This window comes from Paenibacillus alginolyticus DSM 5050 = NBRC 15375 (genome assembly GCF_000422905.1).
GTDB classification, from domain to species: domain Bacteria; phylum Bacillota; class Bacilli; order Paenibacillales; family NBRC-103111; genus Paenibacillus_E; species Paenibacillus_E alginolyticus.
This window is the reverse complement of the sequence record NZ_AUGY01000023.1, coordinates 1-25,910: the sequence shown is the minus strand read 5'-3', so window position 1 is coordinate 25,910 and position 25,910 is coordinate 1. Positions and strand designations below refer to the sequence as shown.

The window sequence follows — 25,910 nt, the reverse complement described above, 5'->3', positions numbered from 1 at the left end:
GCAGTTAAGTCAAATCAACTAATATACGCGCTACTATGGGCATTGTCTATTAAACAGCGAGAAGGAGCGAGTCATGTTAAAGAGATTGGAAGAACTGTTTGGAGTAGACCTTGGCACCTGTAACACACTTATTTATCAACAAAAAAAAGGGATTGTATTGTCAGAGCCATCTGTCGTCGCCATTCAAACGGATACCGGGGAGATTAAAGCTTTTGGCAAGGAGGCCTATGATATGATAGGGAGAACTCCAGCTAATGTGGAGGTTATTTATCCTTTAAAGGATGGGGTTATAGCGAATTTCGATATGACCTTAGCGATGCTGAAATATTTTATAGGCAAAATAAAAAGAGGTTATCAATGGTTTCGCAGCTTCCAAGTATTGATTTCCGTGCCTTGTGGAATTACGAATGTGCAAAAGCGCGCTGTCGAGGAAATGATTGTACATAAAGGAGCAAGGAGATCTCTCACGATCGAGGAGCCGCTCGCTGCAGCTATGGGCGCTGGGTTGCCTGTTGCAGAACCAATTGGTAGTATGGTCCTTGATATCGGCGGAGGGACAAGCCAAGTAGCGATCATTTCTCTAGGTGGTATTGTCGTAAGTGAGTCGGTTCGCCGTGGAGGCATGTCGATCGATCAGGATATCATTGAATATGTGAAGAAAACTTATAATATGGCCATTGGAGAACGGACTGCGGAGGAAATCAAGAAGAACGTCGCTGCCGTTGTCAAGCCTGTGAAAGAAGTGAAGATGGATATAAGAGGGCGTGACCTTATGCAGGGATTGCCTAGAACCATATCGATTTCATCGCTGGAAATTTACGAGATTATGGATGATTTTGTGAAATCGATTCTGGAATGCATTCGACTCGCGATGGAGAAATGCCCGCCGGAACTTGCCGGAGATGTGATGGAGCAGGGCATTCTGTTATGTGGGGGCGGCGCATTGCTGGAAGGATTGGATAAACGTCTTCAGCAAGACATAGGTGTACCCGTTCATCTCGCAGAGCACCCGATGGAATGTATTGCTCAAGGTACTGGGAAAATGATAAACTTCAATGGGGCGATAATTGAACGGTCTGAAAAGATTGTGACAGAAGATCGAGAAAGCGTCCTGTAAAGGAGGCTTTTCTATTGAAATTTAGAGCAGTATCTGATCAGACGAAAATGAATGTAATGCTTTGGAGGATTAAAAAGGAAATCATGAAAGAGAATAGGTATTTAGAATCCCTGCCTTATGATCCTACGCCAATTATGAAGGTCGTGAAATACCACATCGATAGATGGGACCCCGTAAAGCTTCTAGCGATGGGTAGTCCGGATGATGAGTATGATGGTGAAACGCGAACGATAACCATTTATATCACTAAACATCTAGATGATCTGGATGTTCTATCATTGGGCAAGGCGATTAATAAGGTAATGGGTGATTCCTTTCGTGATGAATTTCAAGCAGACGAGCAGTCTATTGAAATGGCTTCAAGTATCATTCATTCACTAAGATCAGGCGTATAGAAATGGGGTGTTGTTGTGAGCGAAATGCTTAACAAATACTGTGCCAAAATATTCGGTAAAACCGGTGTTATTATCGAGATTGGCGTCGTTAAAAAGGTTGCGAGCCGGACGGTTCACGTTGATTGGGGAACTAAAACGTGGATTTATCAGAATAAAGATTTCATCTGGACTCCGCTATCGAAAGAAGAGTTTGAAGAAAGATATAAGAAACCTAAATTTTCGGAAGGGGCGCTTGCCCGTGCCTTGGAGTTAGGTTTGAAGATTACTTATAATTAATACCCCAAAGAAGCCGTTCCTTAGTCAACAAGGATCGGTTTTTTTGTTTATTTTAGAAATAATTTCATTTACATGGGAACAAATATTCGGTATTATGGAGTTGGGTATAAATACCAATTATGGAGGTTGAGTCATTTGGGTCGTGTTGTATTATTTGAAATGAATAGTCAAGATCCGGAACGTGCAGCAAGTTTTTATTCGTCTGTTTTTGGCTGGAAGATTGCAGAGCCTAACTGGGGATATCATCCAGTAACAACGGGAAATGATGATGAATCCGGCATAAATGGCGGTATTTCTAAGGGACCCAGTGATTTTCCGCATGGAATAAGAATTCAAATCGAAGTTGACAACATAGATGAGGCACTTACTAAATCCGTTGAATCGGGAGCACAAGTGGTTAGAGGCAAAATGGAATTTGATGATTTTTATCTGGCCTATTTAGTGGATCCAGTAGGGAATGGGATCGGTTTAATTCAAAATAAATAATCAATAGGAGAGGGACGATTACTTTGGAAAACAAAACGATGATTCAATTTCACTGTGAGACAATTAGAAGAGAGTATCAATTAGTAGGTCAGAGTCTTACAGCCAATTTTCCAAATGGTTTCCCAGATGCTGCCCTGCAAATACAAAGTCAATTTGCTGAGAGAAGACATGAGATTACAAATGCGAAGGACCAGGAAGTCTTATTTTCGCCCTACATGTGCAATGGGATATTTGCTACTTATTTTGCTTGCCTTGAAGTGGATGATTTAATATTAATACCTCATGGGATGATTGGATTTAAGCTGCCTAACGTCACTTACGCCAAAATAAATTGTACAACCAAAACAATAGGTGAAGCGTACTCCAGAATATTTGAGTGGATGAAAGAAAAGGGATATGAACAGAAGTTTTTGGATCAATCCTGTCCGATCGAAATCTATTACTTTGAGGAAAATGTAGAGGAAGAAAATGTCGAAATATTAATACCTATTAGGGATTTCATCGAATAACGCCCTCTCGTTCGGACCTCCACCTATTGACGGAAGTCCTCATTGATTACGAGATTAGCAAGGATTATTTGGTGTCTAGTACTGAACCACCTAAGACAAAGCGATAGGTTAGATGATTATTGGCAACTTCATCTATGCGTACGCCGCCTGTGGCCGCTGAAGCCGTGTGGATGATTTTACCATTCCCCAATGATAAACCCACGTGTGTAATACTTCCGATTGATTTATCCACCCCGACGTATTTATTCGGATCATTCCCTTTATAACTGACGAAGAAGAGCAAATCTCCACGTTGGGCTTGATCGATAGATGTGTACGTCCGATTGGAGAAAGTTTGAACATAGGTCGCTTGACTTCTTGAATCTTTTGGGATTTCCATACCAAGCGAAGAAAGATAAACCCAGCGTGTGAAGTCGGAGCAGTCAAAAGTAGACGGGTCCGAACGATCCGAACTGAATTCATATGGAGTTCCATAGTACATAACTGCTTGTGAGATTACATTCTCTGCATAGTTACCTTGTTTTGGCTGGATGGAAGGATTAGGTGTAACTTTAACGAGTTCACGTGATCCTCCGAGGATTTTGATTGAGCCATTCGTGGAAGAAGCGACATCTTGTGCGCGATAGCCGCGTTTTTCTAGTTCAATGTTAGCATCACCTCTTTGAAGCAATACGTCTTGATTTGTAATTGTAGGATCCAATAGCCGGCTATCCATACCGCCTTGTTGCGTGGAGACTCCAACTTTCTGAGGGGCGACATTTCCTTTACCACAACCAGTTAAAACAAGAATACAGCTTAATACTGTAAGTAATTTTTTTGAATGTTTCATGATTTCCTCCTGTAGTTAATACCCATATTATGTTTAGATTGATCACATTTAATGCGATGATTGGATTCTTCAACCTGAAGTCTGAGAATTGGATTTCAGAAGGAGTGTTTTTCGGTTATGTAACACAAAATAGGGATAAGGTAAGCTATTGCGATGATTAGGAGAATGCGTTTTGAACGTGAATAAAACGAATTTGTTGCGCGAACCGGCGAAACGAAAGTTGCTTTTCAGCACAGGCATTAGCTGGTTGTTCGACGCTATGGATGTAGGGATTATCTCTTTTATTGTTGCTGCATTGGCAGTCGAGTGGAAATTAGGCGCACAGCAGATTGGTTTGTTGGCAGCCATTAATTCGATAGGAATGGCCGTAGGGGCTTTATTAGCAGGCTCCCTTGCTGATCGATACGGACGTCGGATGGTCTTGCTTGGTACGATTATTATTTTCTCCGCAGCAAGCGGACTCTCTGCTCTTGCCACTAGCTTTGTTATCTTATGTGTCCTGCGTTTCATTACAGGAGTAGGACTTGGCGGGGAACTCCCTGTTGCGTCAACGCTTGTTTCAGAGTCGTTTTCCCTGAGTGAAAGGGGACGAGCTGTTGTGCTGCTAGAAAGCTTCTGGGCGTGCGGTTGGATCGTAGCGGCGCTTATTGCCTACTTCATCATTCCTACTTACGGGTGGCGTGTGGCCTTTGTTATCGGTGCACTGCCGGGGTTTTATGCTTTATACCTCAGGCGATCGGTTCAAGATTCACCGCGATATACGGGGCTTCGAAGCCGGAAATTGTCTTTCCGCGAACGTGTAGCTTCTGTGTGGTCGTCTAAATATCGAAGATCCACCTTAACACTTTGGATTTTATGGTTCACAGTGGTATTTTCCTATTACGGTATGTTTCTATGGCTTCCAACTGTCATGGTTATTAAAGGGTTTGGCCTCGTGAAAAGCTTTCAATATGTATTGATTATGACGTTAGCGCAGCTTCCAGGTTATTTTACCGCTGCTTATTTGATTGAGAAATTTGGACGTAAGTTTGTGCTCGTCACCTATTTGTTGCTGACCGCAGCAAGCGCATTATGGTTCAGTAATGCGGATACGGTAGGGATGTTGATAGCAGCCGGAGTTTGCTTATCTTTTTTTAATCTTGGCGCATGGGGAGCCATGTATGCCTACACACCTGAATTGTACCCGACTGAAGTACGATCTACGGGTGTAGGACTTGCCGCATCTTTCGGACGTATAGGCGGTATAATTGGTCCGTACCTTGTAGGTTTACTGGTGGCGAATCATAAAGCAATCACCTCCATTTTTATGGTATTCTTCGTTGCGATTGTCATCGGAGCACTGGTTTTATTGTTTTTTGGCAAAGAAACAAAAAATACGGACCCCGATTATGCAGCTGATCCTAGCTAATGATATTGCTAGATGAATTCAACAAAAAAACCACGCATCCGTGCGTGGTTTCGTTGTATTTTTCTTTAGTTAGTTCTAAATTATGTTGTTTCCCGTTCAATGATTTCTTCTAATTCTGAACTGTGCTCGTTAGCCGCTGCAATGATTTCTTGATCTACCTTATTTTTTCCTTGCATAAGCTCTGCCGCTTGGGCCTGATTGTTTAACTGTTCTATCTCTTGGCCGATCCCATGCGCACCTTGATGTCCACTGTTTGTTGTCATTGTTAAGAATGCTCCCTTGCTGTTAGTTATAAGGATTCAACTAACTGTAATATGCTCGGATTAGTGGGCACTTATGCAGGATGAACGCTTACCTGGGTATTTTGAGGACTATATCTCTAAGAGAAAAAGGTTGTTTTATTCATTTTAGGAGATAATAAGTAAAGAAGTTTTCTACAATATCGTTCTCTGGGTGGTGGGTATGATCTATGATCTATATTTATAATGATTTCGGAGGAACACATACAACAGCTTTGGCTGCAGCTTATCATCTCAATAAGTTGGACGGTACTCACGAGCCTACAACCAATGAAATAATGAATACACACAACTTTAATAAGTTAGTTTACAAAGACAGAGGGAAGTTTTACTTTCATGGCAAGGATGAGGATGGCAATAAAGTATACACAATGGGCAGAGGAAGGTCTAAAATCCTAGTACCGGGTGTATTTAATCTCATTGATATGCTAATGGAAGAAGAGGTTCTTAACGAAAAAATCATTTTATCCAATACGTCACCGACTGTGCCTTTTGCGATGACATGCGGCGGTATGCTTTCACGATGGTTAAAAATTGATTTTATAGGTGTGCCCTTATTGGTTATAGGGGCTAAACAAGCGTATAAAGACATTTTTAATCTTGTTCAACATACGAAACAAACCGCGAAATCGTCAACCTCCCAGTTAATTATGCTTGATAATAAAGACTTCAAATAAATATTCAAGGTTTGTTCATGGATACACATAAGTTTTGCCAGAGCAGGCGCCGCGGCGACCTGTTTTTTCTTTAATGCTTACATTCTGAGCAGTTTCCTGTGCTTAGTCGTAAAATAAAAGCTTGACTTGTAGTTAACTCCAAGTTATGACTAACATACAAACCTATCGGGAGGGACTTAAATGAAGTTTCATCAACAGCCAAATACATTTGTAAGTCATGTACAATTAATCGTGGAACAGCTTGAAAGGTCTCTATCATTTTACCAAGGGATATTAGGTTTTCAAATCTTGGATCGCACAGATTCCACAGCTTCACTAACGCTAAATGGAAAAGATGCACTGGTGACCCTAGAGCAGCCAGCAGGTGTCTTGCCGAAAGAACCACGACGTTCAGGACTATATCATTACGCGATACTAGTACCGGACCGGAAAGAGTTGGCAAAAGTCATACAGCACTTCATTGACATCAAATACCCGTTACAAGGAATATCTGATCATCTAGTGAGTGAAGCGCTGTACTTGGCAGACCCAGACGGGAATGGGATAGAAATTTATGTGGATCGTCCTTCTGAAGACTGGGAATGGATTGGGGAGCAAGTCACCATGTCAACCGAACAGGTTAATTTGCGCAGCCTTTTGTCGGAAGCGAATGGAGAGAGGTTCACGGGATTGTCGTCTGACACCATTATGGGGCATATCCATTTACATGTCTCAGACCTAGCGAAAGCTGCGGAGTTTTATATCCAAGGACTTGGGTTTAAGGTTGTATATCAAATAAGTAATCAAGCGCTTTTTATTTCGACTGGAGGTTACCATCACCATATCGGGTTAAACATTTGGAACGGTAAAGGTGTGCAAGCGCCATCTCGAAACAGCGTAGGCCTAAAATTTTACACAATCGTTTTTACAGATGAAATGACTAGAGATAGTGCGATAAAGAATCTAGCATTGTTAGGCTATTCTGTTAACGAAAATACTGTTGTCGACCCATCAGGAAATCATATTCTATTGAAATACCAAGAATTATAAGTCATTTTAACTTAAATGGGCCATGCAACCTTAAAAAGCGGCTAATATCGAGTTGGAACAATTGCTCGAAGAGGCTCTAAATGAAAATCCTAATTTAATTGCTAAATATGTCACGCTTGGACAGCAAACGGCCGTCATTTATTACATAGAAACACTTGTTAAAGGCAACTATGGTTCGATCAGGTGTGATTGAGTAGTTGTATTAAGTCTCAACCCTTCCATGATCGTAAAAAGGAGGATTGAAACTTGAGGAGGATCATGGTTTAGAAGTACAATGAAAAAGTACTTATTATGACATGATTTCCTCATTAGGAGTGAGAATGATGCTTAATCGAACGAACGATTCGCAGGTACGGATCGAGCCATGGGCAGAGACTGATCTTTCACTACTGTACCAAATGAATGCACCAGAGATGCTGGAACACTTGGGTGGTCCGGAGACGGAGGAACAGATCCTAGCGCGTCACATACGTTACGTCGAGATTGGCGGCAAGGGAAATGGCCGGATGTTCAGCATCGTCTTGCTTCCAGAATTAGTAGCTGTCGGCAACATTGGGTATTGGGAACGTGTCTGGCAGGAAGAGACCGTGTATGAGATCGGTTGGGGCGTTTTGCCGACTTTCCAAGGCAGAGGTATCGCAAGCCAAGCAACCGCGGTGGCTGTTGCAAGCGCCAGGGCGGAACAGAAGGCCAGGCACATTCATGCGTTTCCGTCTGTTGACAACCCCGCATCGAATGCTATTTGCCGGAAACTCGGCTTCACGTTCATCACCGAGTGCAGCTTCGAATACCCGCCAGGGAGCTTTATGCGATGCAATGACTGGAGATTGGATCTTACTGCTTCATCATAGGACGGGTTCCTTGAGAATTACATACAGTATGGAAGAATCAACAATGGGCGTGACTCTTTTTATTAAAATGAGCGTGTATAATTAGAGTCAGATCCGACATACTACTTATGACGGTGAAACAAGAGAGGTGTGGTTCCGTTGTACATTCAACGAGATAAATACCAGGGAAGTTGTTTTTGAATCCGTATAGAAGCGAGGAGATGTGCCGCAAACATTTAGTGTAGTACATGTACTGCAATAATGGATGAGGTATTGACCAAGCCAAGTAAGGTTCAAGGCATAAGTACCATCAATCAATTCACCGTCATGAAGAACTCCGAAAGGAGTTCTTTTTCTTCTTAACTAACCTAAACATGAGCCACAATAATAGAAGGGTGCGAATAAATTGACGACTATTGAAAATCCAAATAAAGAATTAATTGAACTAACAACTATTCTTACTAATTGTATTTCGATGGAACTAAGAGTAAAAAAATCCGAAGTAGATATGACAGTGAAAAAAATGGAAGAATACGACTTTAAATATAAAAATTCATGGAATTCCATGGAATTGGCGGACCATGTTGTCATCGAATTTTGGAAGAAAGATCTTATCAAGGATTCAAAAAATAAGGAGTAAAATGCCAAAACGATTAAGTTTAAGGCTGTCTCTCACGGTCAAATGACCTTAGGGAGCAGCTCTTTTTTTAATTATTTTAAATGATTTGAACGTTTTTTCATACTCAGTCGTACTATAGGTGTTTCCACTAGAACAAACCAAATTTATTAAGCGGAGGTAGTTAAAATGGCTAGAACAATTGAATTTACGAATGATGCTCTTATTCTTCATCTATCGGGATTGACAAGTGCGGCTGCATTGAAACAACGTGTTGAAATTCCGTATTCGGATATCATGAATGTGTCCATAGATGACTTTAAGTTATCCATGTTTCAATTTAGAGTAGGTACATCCATTGCTGACATTAGAGAAGGACGATTTCTGATCGGAGATAAATGGTGTTTCATTTCCTACGAGAATCATGAGGATGTCGTCATCCTTGAATTAAATAATCATCAGTTTGGAAAAGTTGTTTTTCAGATTGAGAACCCATTGGAAATCAAAGAACGTATTTTGGAACATATAACGAACAAAACGATATAACTTATCTGTCAAACTTGACATCTATGTTAGTTGGAACTATACTGGTTACAACGAGTAGGTGATGAAGAATGAAACAGATTAGTAGTCGATTTTCGATAGCTGTTCATATCCTATCGTTAATAGCGACCATACCGACAGAATGTACAGGTGATTTCATTGCTGGCAGCGTGAATACGAATCCTGTTATCATTCGCAAAATTATTGGGATGCTGAAGAAGGCAGGACTCGTTGAAGTTCGTGCTGGAATTGGCGGGACTTCGCTGTGCAAGGATACGGACAAGATTACATTACTTGATGTATACCGGGCAGTGGAAGTGATCGAGAATGGGGAATTGTTCAATTTCCACAATCATCCCAACCCTAATTGTACGGTAGGAAGAAATATTGAATCGGCCCTCCGTGCAGAAATGCGTGATGCTCAAACCGCGATGGAACAAAGATTGTCTAACGTTTCCTTGCAACAACTGATAGCTAATTTTAAATAAAAATAGCTCTTAAATGAGCTAATTTTTATAACTTAGTTGTAACCATATTGGTTATAACTAAGGTGATTCTAACTCATTATTAAATAATCCGATGGAGGTTTTTGCAAATGAAAATTTTAGTAACAGGTGCTACAGGACAATTGGGATCGAAAGTGGTGGAGGCATTACTTGCATCCGTACCAGCTGAAAGAGTAGCTGTTAGCGTAAGAGATACGGAGAAAGCATCCGATTTACGTTCGCGGGGAGTTGAGGTTCGCCATGGTGATTTTGATGATCCAGCATCGCTAGATAAAGCTTTCGCTGGCGTTGACCGCTTGCTTATCGTTTCGACGCAAGGGGATAACGAAACTCGCATTCGTCAACATTTAGCAGCAGTATCTGCGGCTGAGCGCGCTGGGGTTGGTTTCATTGCATACACAAGTGCCACAAACGCAGAGGAAAGCTCACTGTTTCTAGTACCCGTACATCGTGCGACAGAAGAAGCGATTCGTAACACGGGAATTCCCTACGCATTCCTGCGTAATAACTGGTACATCGAGAATGAGATTGGTACGATACAAGGCGTATTAGCTGGCGCACCGCTTGTGACTTCGGCAGGAGCTGGCAAAGTAGGGTGGGCTTCTCGCGGCGATTATGCACAAGCAGCAGCAAATGTTCTTACAGGTAACGGACATGAAAATACGGTTTATGAGCTCTCCGGAACACCAATCACGCATGATGACCTTGCGGCGATTCTATCTAAGGTCCTTGATCGTGAAGTTCCTATTCAGTATGTTGACGATGAGACTTACGGTAAAATCATGGCTGGTGCAGGAGTTCCTGAGCAAGTCGTTCCCATTCTAGTTGCTATCCAAAGTGCGATAAGGGATGGCGCTTTAGACCTAGAAAGCAATGATCTTCCGACACTTCTTGGCCGTCCAGTTACACCACTGAGTGAAGCGATTGAAGAGCTTGTGAGCGGATTGAAGTCATAAAACGAGCATAAATAAGCAATTAAGGGGATGTCCCAAAAGGGTTATAAACCTTGAGGGGGATCTACCTTAAAGAACGTATTCATAAGGACTTCCGCCAATAGTGGGAGGTCCTTTTGGTCATATCAGAATTTATATGAGCTAGTTCCATATGATTTCCCATCGATTTTCTCTAAATAGTAAAAGAATAACAGTGCCATTTGCACTAGTTTAGAAATTGGATGGTATAAATAGCACGAAAGTGGTTGATGATTTTCGGATCAAATTCCGCTATAATTTTCACCGAAGGACCAATTTACAAAGATAAGGTGGTTATTTTATGAATATGTATATCTATTTTGGGATATTTTCAATCATACTATTATTTGGTTTAATCGTTACCTTTATGGTTGGTTTTTCTCGTAAGAATCGGGAAGGCGATCAAACCTATTTCCAAAAAACAGAGGTCAAATGGGTTCGGCTTACATCTTTCTACGTAATTTCAATTGCTGCAGGATTGTTAGCCTTACTAGCTTATATTCGGTATTCGATCGGTTAATAATGACCACGCCTTCGTTAACCAATGCGAAGCGTGGTCATTTTAAAAAGGGGGATTCATCGTACATGGGAAAGCTGAGCAACAAAAAAATCGTAATTGCGGGCTCTAGAAAAATAGAGGAAATGAGCCTTTTAATTGAGAAGCAGGGGGGGACCCCTGTTATTCGTTCTTTGCAAGGTCTTTTATATTTTGATGAGTCGGCGATAGAACGAGAATTATTATTTTGCGTGAATAATAAGATTGATTGGTTTGTTCTTACAACAGGGACCGGAACGGATACGCTGCTGGGTGCTGCAGAACGCTTACGAATTCATGCCGCATTGATTCAAAAATTGAAAGAAGCGAAGGTATCGGCACGCGGTTATAAGACGTATGCTTTACTTAAAAAATTGGACATAAAACCTGAAATTGTTGATGAGGATGGAACAACGCAAGGTTTAATTCGAAGTATGAACCTTTGCGATTTCGCGGGACAAACAGTCGTTGTCCAGTTACATGGCGAACCTCAGCCCGATTTGATCCAATTCTTAGAGAATCGAGGCGCGAACGTGATTCAACTGCTGCCTTATCGGCATGTTGAACCGGAATCATCTACTTTGGAGATGCTGTGTCATGAGCTTTCAACGAGTTCGATAGACGCTGTTTGTTTCACTACCGCGGTGCAGGTGCGATATTTGTTTAACTATGCGAAACGTCAAGGGTTCGCAGATACAGTCAGAGAATCGTTCAACTCACGTGTCCGTGCAGTAGCGGTTGGCAAAGTAACGGAAGAAGCGTTGAGAGAAGAAGGGCTGGCGCATGTCATAGTACCTGAAATCGAACGGATGGGGGCCATGGTGATTGAAATAGTCAAGTACTATGAAAATCAATATTTACCTTGATTCGGACCAAACAGGTTTCATACATGAGGCTTCCGTAGAGCGTTCATTGAGCAAAATTTACAAAAACTTAGGATTTATTGAATTAATCAACGGGAGGAATATATAGAGAAAGCTACTAAACCAACTCTTTGAGTTAAATCAAAAGGTTGCATCCAAACTATTGGGAGGTATACCATGAAAGAAGTTATTTTTACAGAGAAAGCACAAAAACCTGAAGGAATGCCCTATTCGCAGGCAATTAAAGTAGGTAATACAGTATACGTAGCTGGACAAGGTCCTTTTGATCCTGAAACAGGTGAGTTAGTAGGAAATACATTAGAAGAACAAGCGAGAAGGGCATTAGAAAACCTTAAAGCAATTTTAGAAGAATCGGGCGCTGCTTTGAAAGATGTTGTAAAAGTAACTGTCTTCCTTGGAGAAGGAGCAGACTTCGATGAATTTAATTTGATTTACAAAGAGTACTTCTCAAAACCATACCCAGCTCGAACTATAGGACCGGCAAATATGGGTTTTATGGTTCAAATTGATGCAATAGCTGTGATTGAAATAATAGAGTAGTTCCATTCAATTCTTTAAACCATTTGATCAAAACATAGAGTTGTTGATTTTGATTCGGATACCGCTTAATTCCTTTAACAGGAAATAAGCGGTTTTTTTATTCATCAGTAAAAGTGCTTTCCAATAGTTAGTATGCAATTCGTTGCGTATGTGAATCATAAGAAAAAGCTTTGTTGTGAAAGTTTTTGGATGTTTATTACTATATGTTGTGCTTTGAATATAACTTTGGGGGGCTATTTCATGGGGTTTATTGGACTTTACGTTTTGAATACAATCTTTATGTTAATCGTAGCGATCCGTGAAGTACGTCGTCCGGAAAAAGCTTTGAATTGGCTAGCAATTGGTCTGATATTTCCTGTTCTTGGATACGTCATATATCTCATCATTGCAAACCCAATTCATATTCGTAAAGAGAGACTCACTTCTCCGAGCAATGTGTCAGATCCATTACCTGATTCGTTCAGTCCAGCTTCCTCCATCATCGCTCAATCTGTAAGTCAGTTGACGGTGCATGGACTTAGGAGTGGCCGAGTTCAGTTGCTTACGAACGGCATAGAAACCTATGAGAAACTTATCGCATCCCTTAAGAATGCACAAAGCACCGTAGAAGTAGAGTATTACATATATCGGGATGACCAGATTGGCAAACGAATGACGGATATCCTGATTGAACGAGCCGAAGCTGGCGTGAAGATCCGTTTCATTAGAGACGGATGGGGGAGTAAAAAATTTCCTAAACATGTGATCAATCGGATGATGGATGCCGGAATTGAATGCCGGACGATATTTCCATTGAGTTTTCCTTGGATACCCACTTTGACTTATCGGGATCATTGTAAGATTGTCGTCATTGATGGAATCGAAGCTTTCACAGGTGGTATCAATGTAGGGGATGAGTATACAGGATTAAAGCCGGACGTAGGCTTTTGGCGTGATACTCATATGCGATTAGTCGGAGAAGTTGCAATTGATCTGCGGACAATATTCGATGTCCATTGGGATATTGCTTCAAAGGAAAAGATTCCGCAAAAGGCTAAACAGGGTATAAGAAATAGGTCAAAGCAAATCATTCCAACTGCCAAAGTTTCACTTTCCGGATGGTCGGAAGAATGGGGTGCGGAATTGGATGCGGGCGTTGATCCCGTTTCTGGCACAGAGTCGCTGCACTATGCATACATGCAAACATTAGAGAGTAATCCTGGAATTCCGACTGAAGTTATCCGGCAGGCTTACTTCATTTGTCTGACTCAAGCGACTAAGTCCATAGATATTACCACGCCTTACTTTGTGCCTGAATCAGATATCACTATGGCGTTGAAGACAGCCGTGGCACGCGGTGTGCGTGTAAGATTGCTGGTTCCACGTCATGTTACTCCCAAAATCGTGGGACCTGCGAGCCGTACATATTATGGAGAATTGATTGAAGCAGGAGTTCAAATTTATATGTATGAGAAAGACGTGCTTCACGCAAAGGTAATGATCATTGATGAAGAAATGGCTGGCGTAGGTTCGGCGAATTACGATATGCGAAGTTTTCGTTTGAATTTCGAGGTCATTGAACTCTTATACAGTGCCGATGTGGGACGCGAACTCACAGAGCAATTCGAGCGTGATCTCCTTGATTCCGTACCTTTGAAAATGGAAGAATTGATACAGCGTTCCTATCCACAGCGCATAATCGAGCAAACAGCGCGCCTATTTTCCCCTTTGTTATAGAACATATTTCGAAAAGACACTAACGAGCAGGGAGCCATGGCGACCTGCTTGTTTTGATTTTATTCCTATGAGTCTGTTCAATTTGTAATTACTTACAAGCGGGAAATTTAAGGAGATAGTCATAAAACGCAAAAACACTACTGACATACAGTTGTCAGTAGTGTTTTGTATACTTAAGTTAAAAGATTCGAGAGGAGCTAATAATATGATGAATACAGCCGTAATTTTGGAACGAATTGAGGAACATACGCACCATTACCTAGACGAATTAAATTCACTTGACTTAGAGCAACTAAAGCTCCAGCCAAACGAGAATGAATGGTCGCTTGGACAGTTGTACCTCCATCTCGTCAAAACAGCTCTTTACATGCAGATTGCCAACGTTGAGAAATGCCTAAGTCAGAGCTCAAATGCAGTCGAATCTGCAGGAGAAAAAACGGAAGCGGGAGAAGCCGTCTTTAGGCTTGGCGGTTTTCCTCCTGAACGCATTAGGGTTCCAGCTTCTCCGCAATATACGCCCGAGCAGCCAGCTAGTAAACAGCAGATCACCGATGGCATGCATGCGGTACTCCAAAGAATGAAAGAAATCGAGCCTTTAATTGAGGATTTATCTCCGAGATTTACCTCGATGCATCCGAGATTAGGAGCGCTTAACGCGAAAGAATGGTTTGCACTTATTGAGATGCATTATCGCCATCATCTTCTTCAATTAGAGCGGTTGAAAGCATTCTTAAATAGCATGGAAACCGTGTAAAATCAACTAAATGAGGGAGCTCATTATAAGAGCTCACTCGTTTTTTATTTCTAAAGATAGAGCGTGTTTAAGGAGTTCGCGGAAAAGGAAATGTCCGTTAAAGCGGATTTATAACAGCCTAACACTTACTAAACATATTCATGTTTGAATAAGAATATAAGACTTTAATCAAAGGCTAATGATTGAATACTAGAGTCGATAGTTTACTAAGGTAAAAGCCGGTAGAGAGGAGTCTGATCAAATATGGGATTAGTTAATGCAGTAGAAACGATCGTTAGCAATTTATATGAAGAGTTTCAAAAGAGTTATGAGATCAAATGCGGATGTCAGCATTGCAAAGAGGATATAATGGCTCTAGTTTTAAATCGCATACCTCCTAAATACACGTCAAGTGAAAAAGGCCAGCTATACATCAAAACCCTCTATTTAAATCCACAACTGCAATCCGATGTCATGAGAGAGCTCATGCGAGCTGCTCTTGTCGTTGAGCATAATCAAAACCATGTTGTTCATGAAGGGGTATAAGAAGAAATAAAACGCTGATGACATCGGAATGTCATTAGCGTTTTTTTATTTATTAAACAAAGCGGCAGCATTAAGACATATCTATTTAATTAAGACAATATAGTTGAATATGACTAAATTGAGGAGGGCGTCAGATATGGGGGCAGCTGTGGTCAAAGGATGGACAACTATGTTTGCCGGCGTTATGTTGTTGGGTACCTTAGCAGGGTGTAGTGGGAGTGGAAGCACCGAGAATACGGCAACGCCAAGCGGAAATACGCCAGCGCCAAGTGAGAGCGTGAAGAGCACTGAGCCTCCTGCCAAGCAAGTAACGCTTCATATGATTGAAAGTTTAACGAGCCCGGAACGCACCAAACTGCTTCAAGATGCCATAGCTAGATTTCAAAAAGACAATCCAAACATTAAAGTGGAACTCATTTCCCCGCCATTCGATCAAGCGGACAACAAAATTAGAACCATGCTTGCCGCCAAACAAGAGCTCGACATTCTGGAGGTACGGGATCTGAACATTGCTGAGTATGTGAATAATGGTTATTTGGAACCATTGGATACCTACGCATCAAGTTGGGCGGACAGTAAGACGCTCTCTGGTACGTCCAAAGTGGTTGGCTCGAATAACGGCAAACTCTACTTTATCGCGAATGCTCTTTATCAAAGACAAATGTTTTATCGGAAAGATTGGTTCGACGCCAAGGGGCTTACTGCACCGAAGACGTGGGAAGAACTGGTCGATTCAGCCAAGAAGCTGACCGATCCGAAGCAAAACCGGTACGGTTTCTCGTTCCGCGGAGGTCCGGGAGCTAACGGCAACTTCGATCATATGATCTATGATTATAACGATAAAGTTATGAATCTCGACGATGCGCCGTTTACGAAGGATGGCAAGTCGGTATACAGCACACCTGAAGCTAAGCAGGCATTAGAGCTGTACAAAAAGCTTTATAAAGAGGCATCGCCGCCGGACTCGATCAACTGGGGCTTCCAAGATCAGGTTCAAGCATTTACTTCTGGGGTAACCGGCATTTTGCTCCAGGACCCAGACGTCATCAAGGTTCTTCAGGATAAAATGGATCCCAAAACATTAGAAACGGCAGCGATGCCGCTTGGACCTAACGGCAAATCACTGGTCAGTACAGGAGCTGCTGGATGGGGCGTTACAGCGAATTCCAAAAGTAAGAATGAAGCTTGGAAACTGATCGCATATCTCTCGAGCCCGAAAGAAAATACAGAATTTTCCAAGCAAATTGGCACCATTCCGATTCATACATCGGCGACAGCGGATACGTTCTTCCAAGCAGGTCCTTACAAGACGCTGTTAGATATGACTGCAAAAGCAGATGTTTTCGTCAACTTTACCCCGCCGTTCAAATATCCTGGCAATGGGAGCTGGGGAGAGCTGAGCATGAAAGGGCAGCAATCGTATTTGCTCGACAAGAAATCGAGTGACGACACTCTGAAGGAATGGGATAAATTTTGGTTAGATCAGAAAGCGGGAATGAAAAAATAACGAAAGTAGTTGGAAGCGGCGGGCGGTCATCGCTTGCCGCTTTTTCTTACCGGGGGGTGTTCGTGTGAGTTCACGGCAAAAATTTATTCTCTCCAGCTTGCTGCCCGCACTGCTGCTTGTGCTGATTTTTACATACTATCCCTTCATTAAGGGTGTGGTGATGGCCTTTCAAAGTTACAAGCTGTTTAATCTGAAGCAAGTGCATTTTGTCGGCATGCAAAACTTCGTTGATGCTTTTCAAGACCATCAATTTCTTGCTGCCTTGAAAAACAGCGCCTACTGGGTGTTTTTCTCCCTTATTTTGCAATTTCTATTAGGATTCATTCTGGCATTGTTTCTAAATAAGAAGTTCTGGGGAAGAGGCGTGTACCAAGCTTTTATTTTTTATCCATGGGCTTTATCGGGATTTCTCATCGGCCTTATTTGGAAATGGTTGTTTAATTCACAAATCGGTGTTATCAACGATCTTTTACTGCGTCTAGGTATTATTGAAGATCGAATCGGGTTCTTATCGGATCCGAAATGGGCGATGTCCTCCGTTATCGTAGCTAATGTATGGTACGGAATCGCCTTTTTTACCATCATGCTGCTGGCTGCTCTGCAATCTATCCCTTCAGAGCTGTACGAAGCAGCGAGTATCGATGGCGCGAACGGTTATCGAAAGCTGCTATATGTGACGATTCCGTACATCATGCCGACCATCATCGCCACAACGCTGCTGCGGGTCATTTGGATCTTTAACGATCCTACGCTCATTTACGGCATGACGAATGGCGGACCGGGAGGGGCGACCCACATTTTATCTTCCTTGATGCTTAATAAAATTATTTATGACGGCGATTATGGGGCTGCATCAGCAGTCGGTGTCATTATGATCGTTATGTTGTTTTTGTACACTTTGTTTTATTTGATGGTTACTAAGTCGGAGAAGGTAGGTGACTTCTAAATGAAACGAAATTACGGGTATCGGCTCATCAAAGTTGCCTTTCTATCCGTGTATTTAGTCGTGATGGTGTTCCCGTTATACTGGATTGTCATCACTTCGTTAAAGCCGCAAAAGGAAATATTCAGTTATCCCGTTCATTACTGGCCCGAGCAATTCACGCTGCAAAATTACATCAACATTTTCAAATTGTCTAAGTTTAATGTGTATATTGCCAATAGTCTTCTCGTCTCGATTTCTTCAGCTCTTATCGTTATCGTGATCGCCATTTGCAGCGCTTATGTACTCGCTCGATTCCGGTTTCGCGGCCACAAGCAAATCATGCTCGCATTCTTCGTCACGCAGATGCTTCCTGGATTCATTGCGCTGGCTCCGCTTTACATGATGATGTCTAACTTGCATCTGCTCAATCAGCGAATTTCATTGATCCTCATGTACACGGTCATCTTGATCCCGTTCTCCACAATTATGCTGCGAGGCTTCTTCCAGCGAATTCCGTCCAATCTGGAGGAAGCGGCCATGATCGACGGCTGTTCCCAGCTGTCTGCGCTCATGCGAGTCATTATCCCGATCATGATGCCGGGCATTTCCTCGATGTTCATATTTGCCTTCGTCCAGAACTGGAACGAGCTATTCTTGGCTGTCATGTTTATCGATAACGAATCGTTAAAGACACTGCCGGTAGCGATGAATTCTTTTATCCTCAAATTTAATGTCGATTGGGGCTCCATGTCCGCCGGAACTGTGCTGTCTGTACTCCCGACGATACTGTTATTTGCCCTTGCACAGCGATTTATTGTAGAAGGATTAACCCAAGGGGCGGTGAAGGGGTAGTGAGCGAAAAGGAGAACCTGTACTCTATCGTGTCGCATGATGCGCACGATGATCGTCATCACGGCGCCATCAGTGTTCCTATTTATCAGACGAGTTTATTTTCGTTCGATACGTACGAGGAATTCAACTTGGCTAGACTTGATGAGCAAGAAAACTTCGTGTATTCCAGAGGCAATAATCCGACGGTGAGGTACCTGGAGGACAAGCTCGCTCAACTGGAGCAAGGGGAGAGAGCCAAGTGCTTTGCATCTGGAATGGCGGCAATCTCGTCTGCGATTATGTCCATTGTCAAACAAGGTGACCATGTCATCTGCACGCATCAAGCGTACGGACCGACACGTGAATTTCTAGGCGTCTACCTGCAAAAGTTTGGGGTCGAAACGACCTTTGTCGATGGCAGCTCATTGGAAAACTGGAAGCGTGCGGTTCGTCCTAATACCAAACTGCTGTATTTGGAAAGTCCGACTAGCATGATGTTCCAGCTGCAGGATATACGAAGTTGTGTTGAACTGGCCCAAAGTATAGGAGCAGAAACGATTCTCGACAATTCGTGGGCGACGCCTTGCCATCAGAATCCGCTAACGATGGGGGTTAGCCTCGTCGTCCATTCGATCACGAAGTACATATCAGGACATAGCGATTGCTTGGGGGGTGTTGTGGTTGGCTCCCATCGCGTCATGGACCCGCTCATGTCGAAGGAATATATGTTGTTTGGCGGCATTATGACGCCACAGACCGCAGGTTTGGTGACGCGGGGGCTGCGTACATTGCCCATGCGGATGCAGAGGCATGAAGCGAGCGGTCTGAAGGTCGCCGAATATTTAACCAGGCAGCATTATGTCCGGAAGGTTAACCATCCGGGGTTAACCAACCACCCTCAGCATGAGCTGGCTTGTACGCAGATGTCAGGCTACAGCAGTTTATTTTCATTTGAGTCCGATGAGTCGGTTGTCAAATTAAGGTCTTGGGCGGACCGTCTGCACTTTTTCCGAATAGGAGCTAGCTGGGGTGGTTTCGAAAGTTTAATCAATGTAAATGTCTTAACGAGTAATGATCAGCAAATAGGTTCGCTTGTTCGACTCTATATAGGCTCCGAGGATCCAGGCGATATAATTCGGGATATGGAGGAAGCATGGCGGTCTATCACACAGAGCCCTTCAGAGGGGGAGATATATGAGCAGAATGCGGGTATCAGCCAGGACGGATGAACGACAACCGCTATACTTGCAGATTCAAGAGCACTTTAAACAGTTGATCCAATTGGGCGATATGGAGGCAAATGATAAATTTCCAACGGAAAAGCAGCTGATGGAGCAATTCGGCGTCAGTCGAATGACGGTTTCCAATGCGTTTACGCAGCTGGCAAAGGACGGATGGATTTACCGGATACCGGGGAGAGGAAGCTTCGTTAGTCCTGAATCCTGCACGAAAGCAAATGAGTTGGAGATCAAGCAGCTTGATTCTACGGAAATGAAGGAGTTGGATGAGCGTGCACCCTCACGTAAAATGATCGGCTTCGTTCTACCCTTACTGGAGGATTTCTTTGCTATCCGATTATTGAAGGGAATCAACTCCGTGCTCTCGAACACCGATTATTATGTGTCGATTATGCTAACACACAATAGTAAGGAGAAGGAAAAGGAAGCGATTCAAGAGCTGATTAAGAATGGGGCCGTTGGTCTTATTATTTTTCCAATTGACGCAGAAACGTACAACGAAGAAATCTTGGTACTGAAACTGCGGAAATTTCCGTTCGTGCTCATTGATCGCTATTTGCCAGGCTTTGATACGCATTGTGTCTGTTCGGATAATTGGATGAGCGCTCAATTGGCAGTTAACCATCTGTGGGAGCAAGGCCATAGGGACATTGCAATTTGCTCTGATATTTCGATCCATACAGTGACCGTCGACGAGCGCATTCGGGGTTATATGGAGGCACTGAAACAAAAAGGCTCGATGATTAACCCGGCCTTAATTGTGACAGATTTTCAAGTGACGGATACGATCCATATCGAAAAGCACCCGTTATATCATTATCTCAAATATCGCACAGCAACCGCGTTCATTACTTTGAATTTGAAGTTGGGCTTGCATGTAGCCAGTATGGTTAAAAAACTGGGAATGAAGGTACCGCGCGACCTCTCCATTATAACGTACGATAACCCCTCATCAGAGCTAGACGGAATCCCTACCTTCACACATATTGACCAGCATGAGCTGGAAATTGGTGCTAAATCGGCTGATCTCCTGCTTAAACTGTTGAATAACCAGGAGAGTTTGACGGAGCCAAGTAAAGTGATCGTAAAATCAGCCTTAATGATAGGGGAATCCACGGAAGAACGATCGGTTAAGAAATAAATCAATTGTTTAAAATAAGGAGGATATATTCGATGAATCCTATATCCAGCCCAGGAGAATTTACGGAACTTGATCAATTTATGTTTGAATCATGGGGCTATCTGATTATTCCTAACGTACTCTCAGAAGATGAGGTGAAGGAATGCTTGGAAGCATCCATCCGCTTTCACGAGTCAGAGGGTGCTAAAGGTTGGGCACAGGTGGGAAAAGGCTATGAATCGGAATCCGCTTTGGAGCGATTGATGGATCATCCTGCTATATTGCCCAAAGTTAGGGCACTTTACGGAGATCGCTTCATTTTACAATCCGCCTGGTGTACCAAACAGCCGGCTTTCGGCGGGGTGGGGGGATGGCATCAGGACGGGTCAGGGGCCTACGAGTTTAGTAAACTCGGATATCCAATTCCTCTGATTCAGCTGCGAGCTTCCTTCTTATTGACGGACCAATCCATCCCAAGAACCGGGAATATGGAGATGATCCCAGGCAGCCATAGAAGCCAAGTACGTCTTCCAAGTACGATTCGAACAGCCAAGGATGATGTGCCGATTGGTCATGTCATCTGCGCACCGGCAGGATCGGTCTTATTTTTTCATAATGCCGTCTGGCATCGGACTTTTGCTCATGATGGTGATTACGACCGGTATACGATGCACTATATTTATAGTCCGCCGTGGGTCCGATGCTCAGATCGTTTCGAGAATAATCAAGAATTCTTAGATCGCACAACACCAACACGCCGTTATTTAATGGGACAATTTACAAGACCGGATGCGCCCTTTGGAGCTAGCTATCCCGCCGAATTCGAGAATGGTTGAGGTTGAAAAAAAGCTTGAATGGCCGCGCGTTTAGCGGTCGTTTTTTGTGTTGTAAAGCCATGTATTTGTTATGGACTTTTGCCAAATAATTGAATATGATAGAGATGTAAATTGTGAAACGTTGTTTCATTAAGTGAAACAATATTGTTCAATTCTGAACTCAATAATTAACTCAACAATTTACTCACAACAGTAAGCCGCTTTGTTCTTAGGCAGGATATTTATGATGATGGGAGAGGTATGAGATGAATAATCCTAAAGACCGTTTTTCGAATCGTGTTGATACCTATGTGAAATTCCGCCCGAGTTATCCGAAAGAGGCTATTGATTATTTGTACGACGTCGTTGGTCTGCGCGCAAATGCAGTAGTTGCGGACATCGGCGCAGGGACTGGTATTTTTTCAAAGCTGCTCTTGCAAAGAGGGAGCCAAGTCATCGCTGTTGAACCGAATCAAGCGATGCGGGAAGCCGCTGAGCAAATGTTAAACGGAGATGCCAATTTTCGAACCGTGTCGGGTTCTGCTGAAGCGACTGGTTTACCAGATGCGTCTGTTGACTTTATTGTTTGTGCCCAAGCGTTTCATTGGTTTGATCGCACGGCTGCACAAGCCGAATTCCATCGGATTCTAAAGCCTGGCGGGAAGGTGCTCTTGATCTGGAACTCGCGTCTTGAACATGGCAATGCATTCAGAGAAGAGTACGACTTATTGCTCCGTACATTTGGAAGCGATTATACAAAAGTTACTCATAAAAATATATCGCAGGAAACGCTGGCGTCTTTCTTCAAGAACGAAAGTATGCAGGTTGAACGATTCACGATTACTCAGGTTTTCGATTTGGAAGGTTTGAAGGGGAGGTTGATGTCCTCTTCCTATATTCCCGTAGCTGGGCACCCCAATTATGCGCCGATGATGACGGAATTGCAGCATATTTTCGAACGGCATGAGCAGGATGGAAATGTGCGCTTCGACTATGAAACGGAGGTATATTGGGGAGAGGTTTAGTAAAAGCGCGATCAATCTATACGGAGGAGGACGTTCAATTGTCGAACAATAAAACGGCTTGTGTAACGGGAACGGATAGAGGGATAGGCCTAGCGCTTACGAGGTCATTATTGCGAGAAGGGTATACGGTTTATGCGGGGGGCATCATGGAATCCAACGCAGAAATAGACCAATTGGCAGCGCAATTCCCAAATCAGCTGCACGCATTTGTGTTGGACGTGGGATCAGACGAAAGTGTAAACAACGCCGCTAGCTTCATTCAAAGCAAAACTTCTAAGCTGGATATCTTAATCAACAATGCGGCTATCCTTGGCGATACGGAAAAAACAGTGAAAGACGAGCTCGATTTCGATGAAATTCAGCGTGTTTACAACGTAACGGCCCTCGGTGCTATCCGAATGTCAAACGCCTTAATTGAGCCTATCATGGATGGCGGCAAGCTAATTGTCAATATTTCTTCGGAAGCTGGCAGCATTGGCAATAGCGGGCGTGAAGCGTGGTTCGGGTATTGTATGGCCAAAGCCGCGCTCAATATGGGTTCCATGATCATCCACAACCAGATTCGAAAAGAAGGCGGACGTGTCCTCATCCTCCATCCTGGTTGGGTCAAAACGTTTATGAGCGGCACATGGAACGAGGCGGGTACGTATACAGCGGAACAAGCGGCTGATAATATTTTAAAACGAATAGAGGAATATAAAGATACGCTGCGCGAAAAACCGGTTTATCTTGAAGCAGACACCGGGAAGGAATTGCCTTGGTAAATCAAAAGGTGAGGGTGAAGAGCGCATGAGTGATATAACGAATGTACTTTTGGTCGGTGACATGACAGATGCTCCATGGCATCCAATGGAGCCTGCCAAGCAGGAGCTTAGTGGTATTCTTGGCGAAGATTTTCTGATTACGGGTACGGAGGACTACAACCATTTCACGGCATTGGATCGGAAACAATTTCCACTTTGCATTTCGTATACGGATTGCTGGAACCGTGATCTTATTCCGCAACAAACAGCAGGTTTGATCCAATATGTGGCGGGTGGAGGCGGCGTGCTTGTGATCCATAATGGCATTTCAGTTCAACGCAGTTACGAGCTGATTCAGATGATCGGAGCTAAGTTTACAGGCCACCCCCCTTACCAATCTCTGGACTATTATCGATCTGCGGACAATCATCCATTGCTCGAGGGTGTCGAGGACTTCAGCATGGAGGAAGAGCCCTATATGTTCGATTTTGACCCTTTTACCAAGAAAACCGTATTTCTAGAGTACGAATTTGAAGGAAATAGGTATCCAGCTGCCTGGGAGCAAGCTTACGGTCTTGGGAAAGTTATCTATTTACAACCTGGGCATCATACTCCATCATTTAAACCGGATGCTTATAGGCGACTTATACTCAACAGCGCACGTTGGTTAAGCGCAAGCAGCTAATGATTTTGTAATGTCTAGCAAGAGAAAGGAAATCATCATGTCCATAAAACTTTATTACAATTCCGCTTATGTAACCGAATGGCAAACAGACATACATCAAACGCTTGAAAGAGAAGATGGGTATTATGTCATCCTGAAGGAAACAGCTTTCTATCCACATGGGGGCGGACAGCCCTGCGATGTTGGCTATATAAACGGGATTCCTGTGCTTGATGTAATCAACGAAGAAGATGAAGTGCTGCACAAGCTGGAACGACTACCCGATGAGAGCAAGGTGACTTGCCAGATTGATTGGAATAGAAGATTCGACCATATGCAGCAGCATAGCGGCCAGCATCTGCTCTCTGCGGTGTGCCGTGACCTCTATCAAGCCATGACAGTTAGCTTTCATTTGGGTACCGATTATGCGACGATTGACGTGGAGTTGCCGGAACTGACGCTGAACCAGCTATCTGCCATTGAGAATGAAGTGAACCGTCAAATTTACCTGAACAACAGCATTGTTAGTTATTTTGTAACCCAAGAAGAAGTCGCTCAACTGCAGCTAGTGAAACAGCCCAAAGTGACAGATCATATTCGAATTGTCGAGATAAAAGGTGTGGAACACAATGCTTGCGGCGGGACACATGTCTCATCAACGGGCGAAATTGGTATGATTAAGCTGCTGAAAGCAGAAAAACAAAAGGGAAATACTCGGATTTTCTTCTTATGCGGATACCGTGCTCTGAAGGAATTTAATGAAAGCCAGCGGATTTTGGGTGCATTGTCCTCTAAATTCAACACCGGTAAAGACGAGATTATCGACCGAATTGAAAAGTGGGAAAATGAACAGAAGCAACTGCAGGCCGAACTGGCAGCTCTCAAAGAGAAAAACAATGCTTATACAGCGCTGGAGCTGTTATCCAGCAGCGATGGAAAATTGATAGCAACAATTTTTGAAGACAAGACGCTTAAAGATTTGCAAAGTCTGGCGGTGAAGTTAGCTTCGGAAAGTAATTTGCCTATTCTGCTCGCTTCTGTTGCGGAGAACAAAGTCATTCTTGCGAATAACAGTAGTTCACCCTTTACTTGCGGTGCCTTCTTCAAAGAATATGTAGGAAAATACAATGGAAAAGGCGGAGGCAGTGATATCATCGCGCAGGCAGGATTTCAGACCTGGGCGGAAGCCTTTGCTTTCTATGAGTTCACAATCCGGCAGGTGAATGAGAACTTAAGGGCGGAGATTTAGACTTTGGAACTATATAAGTTGAACTAAAATTGTTCAGGGAAATGATCGCTTTCCAAGCGAAGACAGAGACGATCAATGACCGTTTGAGCATTGAGAGCTATGTTTTCCATAAATCCAGCAACTTTCTTGCGGATCTCGGTGACGGAATGAAAAAACACGTTATTAATGACATCAGACTTCAACCATTTCCAAAGTCCTTCGACCAAGTTCAACTCTGGACTATAAGGAGGTAAGAATACGAGTTCAAGACGCTCGCTATGGTCCTCCAAAAAAGGTTGGAGCAACTTGGCATGATGAATACGGGCATTATCAAGCACAATCACAATCTTTCCTTGAGGGTAGACTTCA

At 43.1% G+C, this 25,910-nt stretch carries 32 protein-coding genes; 29 read left to right on the top strand and 3 right to left on the bottom strand.

All coding sequences use genetic code 11. The features are described from left to right. The first annotated feature begins 73 nt into the window (after positions 1 to 73). The 5 genes from mreB to G519_RS0112340 all read left to right on the top strand — a co-directional run bounded on the left by mreB (position 74) and on the right by G519_RS0112340 (position 2,783). Positions 74 to 1,117 (top strand): rod shape-determining protein, encoded by a 1,044-nt coding sequence (gene mreB / locus G519_RS42770; RefSeq protein ID WP_036632776.1) that lies wholly within the window; start codon positions 74 to 76, stop codon positions 1,115 to 1,117. Between the two features lie 14 nt (positions 1,118 to 1,131). Further along, positions 1,132 to 1,512, top strand: coding sequence for a hypothetical protein (locus G519_RS0112355; RefSeq protein ID WP_029194963.1), 381 nt, complete (start codon positions 1,132 to 1,134; stop codon positions 1,510 to 1,512). Positions 1,513 to 1,527: 15 nt separating this feature from the next. Further along, positions 1,528 to 1,788 carry a hypothetical protein gene (locus G519_RS0112350; protein ID WP_029194962.1) on the top strand — a complete coding sequence of 87 codons (261 nt, stop codon included), beginning with the start codon at positions 1,528 to 1,530 and terminating at the stop codon, positions 1,786 to 1,788. Between the two features lie 135 nt (positions 1,789 to 1,923). Then, entirely contained in the window at positions 1,924 to 2,274 is a 351-nt protein-coding gene (locus tag G519_RS0112345) for a VOC family protein (RefSeq protein ID WP_029194961.1), read from the top strand. Positions 2,275 to 2,297: 23 nt separating this feature from the next. After that, complete coding sequence (locus G519_RS0112340; protein WP_029194960.1) at positions 2,298 to 2,783, top strand: GyrI-like domain-containing protein; 486 nt, start codon at positions 2,298 to 2,300, stop codon at positions 2,781 to 2,783. 64 nt (positions 2,784 to 2,847) lie between these two features. Here the strand turns inward: G519_RS0112340 and G519_RS0112335 are convergent, their stop codons facing one another. After that, positions 2,848 to 3,612 (bottom strand): C40 family peptidase, encoded by a 765-nt coding sequence (locus G519_RS0112335; RefSeq protein ID WP_029194959.1) that lies wholly within the window; start codon positions 3,610 to 3,612, stop codon positions 2,848 to 2,850. Between the two features lie 178 nt (positions 3,613 to 3,790). Here G519_RS0112335 and G519_RS0112330 point away from each other — a divergent pair, with 178 nt between their 5' ends. Then, the gene (locus tag G519_RS0112330; RefSeq protein WP_029194958.1) at positions 3,791 to 5,020 is read left to right on the top strand and encodes an MFS transporter; all 1,230 of its coding nucleotides are present in this window, start codon (positions 3,791 to 3,793) and stop codon (positions 5,018 to 5,020) included. An 80-nt stretch (positions 5,021 to 5,100) separates the two neighbouring features. Here the strand turns inward: G519_RS0112330 and G519_RS0112325 are convergent, their stop codons facing one another. After that, complete coding sequence (locus G519_RS0112325; RefSeq protein ID WP_029194957.1) at positions 5,101 to 5,283, bottom strand: hypothetical protein; 183 nt, start codon at positions 5,281 to 5,283, stop codon at positions 5,101 to 5,103. Positions 5,284 to 5,489: 206 nt separating this feature from the next. Between G519_RS0112325 and G519_RS0112320 the strand changes: the two genes are divergently transcribed. The 23 genes from G519_RS0112320 to G519_RS0112210 all read left to right on the top strand — a co-directional run bounded on the left by G519_RS0112320 (position 5,490) and on the right by G519_RS0112210 (position 25,562). Next, entirely contained in the window at positions 5,490 to 5,996 is a 507-nt protein-coding gene (locus G519_RS0112320) for a DUF3189 family protein (RefSeq protein ID WP_029194956.1), read from the top strand. Between the two features lie 180 nt (positions 5,997 to 6,176). Continuing rightward, positions 6,177 to 7,025, top strand: coding sequence for a VOC family protein (locus tag G519_RS0112315; RefSeq protein ID WP_029194955.1), 849 nt, complete (start codon positions 6,177 to 6,179; stop codon positions 7,023 to 7,025). A gap of 323 nt (positions 7,026 to 7,348) precedes the next feature. Then, positions 7,349 to 7,876, top strand: coding sequence for a GNAT family N-acetyltransferase (locus G519_RS0112310; RefSeq protein ID WP_029194954.1), 528 nt, complete (start codon positions 7,349 to 7,351; stop codon positions 7,874 to 7,876). Between the two features lie 385 nt (positions 7,877 to 8,261). Further along, complete coding sequence (locus tag G519_RS0112305) at positions 8,262 to 8,495, top strand: hypothetical protein (protein WP_029194953.1); 234 nt, start codon at positions 8,262 to 8,264, stop codon at positions 8,493 to 8,495. Between the two features lie 165 nt (positions 8,496 to 8,660). After that, positions 8,661 to 9,017 (top strand): hypothetical protein, encoded by a 357-nt coding sequence (locus G519_RS0112300; protein WP_029194952.1) that lies wholly within the window; start codon positions 8,661 to 8,663, stop codon positions 9,015 to 9,017. Positions 9,018 to 9,085: 68 nt separating this feature from the next. Continuing rightward, entirely contained in the window at positions 9,086 to 9,502 is a 417-nt protein-coding gene (locus G519_RS0112295) for an Rrf2 family transcriptional regulator (protein ID WP_029194951.1), read from the top strand. Between the two features lie 107 nt (positions 9,503 to 9,609). Beyond that, on the top strand, positions 9,610 to 10,476 hold the full coding sequence (locus G519_RS0112290; protein WP_029194950.1) for an SDR family oxidoreductase: 867 nt from the start codon (positions 9,610 to 9,612) through the stop codon (positions 10,474 to 10,476). 316 nt (positions 10,477 to 10,792) lie between these two features. Further along, positions 10,793 to 11,011: a hypothetical protein gene (locus tag G519_RS0112285; RefSeq protein WP_029194949.1), complete on the top strand. Its 219-nt coding sequence runs from the start codon at positions 10,793 to 10,795 to the stop codon at positions 11,009 to 11,011. Between the two features lie 65 nt (positions 11,012 to 11,076). Continuing rightward, complete coding sequence (locus tag G519_RS0112280; RefSeq protein ID WP_029194948.1) at positions 11,077 to 11,892, top strand: uroporphyrinogen-III synthase; 816 nt, start codon at positions 11,077 to 11,079, stop codon at positions 11,890 to 11,892. Positions 11,893 to 12,066: 174 nt separating this feature from the next. Next, the gene (locus tag G519_RS0112275) at positions 12,067 to 12,450 is read left to right on the top strand and encodes a Rid family detoxifying hydrolase (RefSeq protein ID WP_029194947.1); all 384 of its coding nucleotides are present in this window, start codon (positions 12,067 to 12,069) and stop codon (positions 12,448 to 12,450) included. Positions 12,451 to 12,690: 240 nt separating this feature from the next. After that, positions 12,691 to 14,166: a phospholipase D-like domain-containing protein gene (locus tag G519_RS0112270; protein ID WP_029194946.1), complete on the top strand. Its 1,476-nt coding sequence runs from the start codon at positions 12,691 to 12,693 to the stop codon at positions 14,164 to 14,166. A gap of 208 nt (positions 14,167 to 14,374) precedes the next feature. Continuing rightward, positions 14,375 to 14,920 carry a DinB family protein gene (locus G519_RS0112265; protein ID WP_029194945.1) on the top strand — a complete coding sequence of 182 codons (546 nt, stop codon included), beginning with the start codon at positions 14,375 to 14,377 and terminating at the stop codon, positions 14,918 to 14,920. A gap of 243 nt (positions 14,921 to 15,163) precedes the next feature. Then, positions 15,164 to 15,445, top strand: a complete 282-nt coding sequence (locus tag G519_RS0112260) for a late competence development ComFB family protein (protein ID WP_029194944.1) — start codon at positions 15,164 to 15,166, stop codon at positions 15,443 to 15,445. Between the two features lie 136 nt (positions 15,446 to 15,581). Further along, positions 15,582 to 16,952 carry an ABC transporter substrate-binding protein gene (locus G519_RS0112255; RefSeq protein WP_029194943.1) on the top strand — a complete coding sequence of 457 codons (1,371 nt, stop codon included), beginning with the start codon at positions 15,582 to 15,584 and terminating at the stop codon, positions 16,950 to 16,952. A gap of 64 nt (positions 16,953 to 17,016) precedes the next feature. Then, entirely contained in the window at positions 17,017 to 17,898 is an 882-nt protein-coding gene (locus G519_RS0112250; RefSeq protein WP_029194942.1) for a carbohydrate ABC transporter permease, read from the top strand. After that, the gene (locus G519_RS0112245; protein WP_029194941.1) at positions 17,899 to 18,729 is read left to right on the top strand and encodes a carbohydrate ABC transporter permease; all 831 of its coding nucleotides are present in this window, start codon (positions 17,899 to 17,901) and stop codon (positions 18,727 to 18,729) included. Continuing rightward, positions 18,729 to 19,937: a trans-sulfuration enzyme family protein gene (locus G519_RS42765; RefSeq protein WP_051253345.1), complete on the top strand. Its 1,209-nt coding sequence runs from the start codon at positions 18,729 to 18,731 to the stop codon at positions 19,935 to 19,937. The genes G519_RS0112245 and G519_RS42765 overlap by 1 nt, the downstream gene beginning before the upstream one ends. After that, the gene (locus G519_RS0112235) at positions 19,903 to 21,087 is read left to right on the top strand and encodes a GntR family transcriptional regulator (RefSeq protein ID WP_244280099.1); all 1,185 of its coding nucleotides are present in this window, start codon (positions 19,903 to 19,905) and stop codon (positions 21,085 to 21,087) included. The genes G519_RS42765 and G519_RS0112235 overlap by 35 nt, the downstream gene beginning before the upstream one ends. Positions 21,088 to 21,119: 32 nt before the next feature. Further along, positions 21,120 to 21,902: a phytanoyl-CoA dioxygenase family protein gene (locus tag G519_RS0112230; protein WP_036632770.1), complete on the top strand. Its 783-nt coding sequence runs from the start codon at positions 21,120 to 21,122 to the stop codon at positions 21,900 to 21,902. Positions 21,903 to 22,147: 245 nt separating this feature from the next. Beyond that, on the top strand, positions 22,148 to 22,906 hold the full coding sequence (locus G519_RS0112225) for a class I SAM-dependent methyltransferase (RefSeq protein WP_029194938.1): 759 nt from the start codon (positions 22,148 to 22,150) through the stop codon (positions 22,904 to 22,906). A 38-nt stretch (positions 22,907 to 22,944) separates the two neighbouring features. Further along, positions 22,945 to 23,670, top strand: a complete 726-nt coding sequence (locus G519_RS0112220) for an SDR family NAD(P)-dependent oxidoreductase (RefSeq protein WP_029194937.1) — start codon at positions 22,945 to 22,947, stop codon at positions 23,668 to 23,670. Between the two features lie 25 nt (positions 23,671 to 23,695). After that, on the top strand, positions 23,696 to 24,334 hold the full coding sequence (locus G519_RS0112215; RefSeq protein ID WP_029194936.1) for a ThuA domain-containing protein: 639 nt from the start codon (positions 23,696 to 23,698) through the stop codon (positions 24,332 to 24,334). A 37-nt stretch (positions 24,335 to 24,371) separates the two neighbouring features. After that, positions 24,372 to 25,562: an alanyl-tRNA editing protein gene (locus G519_RS0112210; protein WP_029194935.1), complete on the top strand. Its 1,191-nt coding sequence runs from the start codon at positions 24,372 to 24,374 to the stop codon at positions 25,560 to 25,562. Positions 25,563 to 25,585: 23 nt separating this feature from the next. Here the strand turns inward: G519_RS0112210 and G519_RS51610 are convergent. Beyond that, positions 25,586 to 25,910 (bottom strand): IS630 family transposase (locus G519_RS51610; protein WP_029194453.1); only part of this gene is annotated, 325 nt, incomplete at its 5' end.